The organism is Bacteroidota bacterium (assembly GCA_034723125.1).
Lineage (GTDB): Bacteria > Bacteroidota > Bacteroidia > CAILMK01 > JAAYUY01 > JAYEOP01.
In genome coordinates, this window is the sequence record JAYEOP010000209.1 from 1 (window position 1) to 3,451 (window position 3,451).

The 3,451-nt window shown below is 25.8% G+C and carries 4 protein-coding genes; all 4 read left to right on the plus strand.

Features of this window, described 5'->3' with window-relative positions:
- The first annotated feature begins 783 nt into the window (after positions 1 to 783).
- Entirely contained in the window at positions 784 to 1,479 is a 696-nt protein-coding gene (locus U9R42_06000) for a hypothetical protein (GenBank protein MEA3495572.1), read from the plus strand.
- The gene (locus U9R42_06005; GenBank protein MEA3495573.1) at positions 1,470 to 1,958 is read left to right on the plus strand and encodes a hypothetical protein; all 489 of its coding nucleotides are present in this window, start codon (positions 1,470 to 1,472) and stop codon (positions 1,956 to 1,958) included. Before U9R42_06000 ends, U9R42_06005 begins: the two co-directional genes overlap by 10 nt.
- Entirely contained in the window at positions 1,951 to 2,925 is a 975-nt protein-coding gene (locus tag U9R42_06010; protein ID MEA3495574.1) for an MBL fold metallo-hydrolase, read from the plus strand. The genes U9R42_06005 and U9R42_06010 overlap by 8 nt, the downstream gene beginning before the upstream one ends.
- 339 nt (positions 2,926 to 3,264) lie before the next feature.
- Positions 3,265 to 3,451 (plus strand): hypothetical protein (locus U9R42_06015; GenBank protein MEA3495575.1); only part of this gene is annotated, 187 nt, incomplete at its 3' end.

The window sequence follows — 3,451 nt, forward strand, 5'->3', positions numbered from 1 at the left end:
TAAAGGTAAATTGTTTTTATTTGTGTTAATCATTCTTTAATTCATTTTTGTTGCTAAATTTTCCAACCATAAATCTAAGACTCTGAAACAAGCATTTGCAAATTAATATTAAAATTCAGAAAATAATTGGTTCTATGTCAAATACTGTGGGTAATTAAATTTGCCACAGACCTCGTCTGTCGAAGACATGCAAAAAGTAAAGACTACGTCTGTCAAAGACAGATTCATAGATTACAAAATTTCCCTTTTTATAATTAGTGCTTATAAGAAAATTACAGATATTAAAAATAAGTGTTTACCCCTGCCCTAAAGAGAGCACTGATTTTCAATGACTTTTCCCTTTAGGGTTTAAGGCAGTAAGTCATTGAAAAGCAAATTTTTTAGTGTTTTCTTAGAGGCACTAATTAGACCTAAAAAATGCTTATATTTGAAAATAAATTAATCAGTAATTTGAGTTATTGTACAGATTGTCGTTGGTGATAACTACTGTGTAATAATTTACCGTGTAGAAGTTATTAAGGAAATATGTTATAACTGATTATTTCATTAAAATAATTGTAACTAATCAGTATGCTTATAGTGTTGATTCTGTGAGTATTATAAAATTTATTTTTACCGCAAGGAGCATAAAGTATCTATGCAAAGAGTGCTAAGTTATTGAATATACGTTATTTGCGAACTTTACGGTTAAATCACTTATTTTACTCAAATATAACGTAATACAATTTATTATTACACACTGATTAGTTACAAGTAATTTATTATATTTGTACAAAAAATATTATGGAGATTATATGTCCTATACATCAGTTTGAGATTAGATATAGTAATATCTTAAATTTTCCATTAATAATAAGGGAAGCGATTGCTCCATTTGTTAAACTTGCAAGTCGTATTGGTATTGATAACGAGAATTCTCATAGTGAACGAATAACCTTATTTTTTGATGAACAATATTATCAGATTGTAATTTTGTGGGATAGGATTTACATAAAAGTAGAAAATAACGGATATTTTTCTTTGAATGAAAATAATTCTATAATAGAGGAACCTTTTCTAAATTTGTTCTCAAAGATATCAGAAATGAAAGGGTTTGGTGAAATAAAAAATTGTTTGTTTTTTAGTATATTTGTACATCCTAAAAAAGATAATTTAGATATTGTAATTAAAGATTTTACTGAAAAATATTTCACTAAAAATAGTTTGTCTTTACTTCCTAACTATTCTGATATTGGTATTTCTGTTGAAAAAAATGATGACAGATCACAAATATTTTTAAATTTTGGACCTTATATTGGGGCAGACGATTTAAAGAAGAAAAATATTGTTATAAAAAATACAGAATTATTAAAAGAATTAGAGTGCACAGGAGAAATGTTGGAATATAAATATTTTGAAAATAATAAAAATGTTCATTTCAAACTTTATAAAAATATTTTTCAAAAACAAGACGAGTACATTAAAAGATTATGGAAATAATTAATCAAGAAATTCCGACAAAAGAATATTCTGAATATAATACTTTAAAGGCCTTAAAGAAAGATGTATCAGAAGAACTAAATCTTAACGAAATCAATATTTATCCTGAAAATAAAATATCTGAATTTGATTTTAAACATAAAGATTTTATTTCTGCTGAGTATTGGACAAAAAGTGTAAGTTTACAGGCACAAGTGTTATTGATTAATAAAAATCAAATTACTTGTGAATGCCTTATTGATAAAGAAAATAGAAAGTTTGAAACAAGAGTATTCTCAAAAGAACTATTTTTGCACTTATCGAATCTTAAAATAAAGACTTTTGTATTAATAACTATTAGGACAAAACTTGGCTCAAGTAGAATTGATGTGTATGATGGGAAACATATGGTTAATGAGCATCTTTTCAAAACACAAAACTCTTGGAATTTATTAGAGAATTCTGGTTTGGATAAGCCAATTTCCTTTAAAGATGATTAAGATTACTTTTAAAAATGTAGGGCAAGGTGACAGTATTATTATCGAATGGAATAAAGATGATAGAAATAAGATTGCATTAATTGATTGTAATTTATACCAAGAAAGCAATCCTGTATTAAAACATATTACTGATAATGAATATACAGAGATTGAGTATGTAATATTAAGTCATCCACATTATGACCATTTTTCTGGATTTCTTCAGCTTTTAAAGCATTGTAAAGAAAATAATATTCATATTAAGTATTTTCTACATACATCTTCTCAAACGCCTTCATTTCTTAAAATGGCTACAAAATCAGCAACCTCTGAAACTGAATTGCAAAATTTGTTTTTATTTATTCAAAATAATTTTGAACAAATGAATATGCAAGTTGGTGCAATACAAGCTGAGATGCCATCTGAAATACCGCTGTCAAATGATTACAGTATTTCAGTATTGGCACCAAGTCAAAAGGAACTAAACAATTATATATCAGGAGCAGATTATCCTTTTGATGAAGAAAATCCTCACAATAATCCAAAGGCAAACTGGTTAAGTACAATTCTCAAAATTAATACTTTAAACGGATATGTTTTGCTAACATCTGATGTTGATAAATCATCCTTGATTCGTATTGATATAAAACATCCAGAAAGATTACAATCAAAATTAATTCTTGCTCAAAGCCCTCATCATGGAGCAAAAACAAATCATAATAATGCATTTTGGAGAAAAAGAAATAGAGAAACTCAAACCCCTATTGTTTTTTCTGTTGGAACTAATTCTTATGACCATCCAAGTGAAGAAGCTGTAAAATTTTTTAGAAAAAATGATTACAAAATTTTCTCAACTAATAAAAAGGGAGCTTTAAGTGAAATGAAAGAAGAAATAAAAGAAATTGTTCTTGCTCTTAATATGTTTAGTATTAAAGAAATAGTTGATGATAATGATTTGCAAGGTGATAAAATATTTGATTTAGATTAACCTGACATGTTATGTGCTTAGCTACTTTTCTTCTAATATTTTAAATGCATTTCTCACAATCTATTCAAATATTAATATGTCTCTGATTTATCTGTTTTTAAAAAGACTTGATGATAGAAATTCAATTATTATTAAAGGTAATATTACAGATTTAAAATGACAAAAAATATTTAACTTTCCCAGTATCTCTGTTGAACCGATTTTAGCTGAAATTATATTATAGTAAAAATCCTTTCAGTATTATTTGGAATTAGATACTTCAAAGTGCTAATTTTAAAAAATATTAAAAGTTGATAAAAACAATAATATCGCTTTTTTTTAAAAATAAACTATTAGAAAATGAAAGATAAAATTTGTTTAATCGGATTATTTGAGCATTCGCAAGATGTAAAGGATAAGATATCTTTTGATACATCTAATTATACGTTAGAAAAAAATATTCTTTTTTATGATTATGATTTTGCAAAAACAAATGAAGTCCAACTTTTTGTAAAGGGATTAATTTATAATTCGGATGAATTAAAAA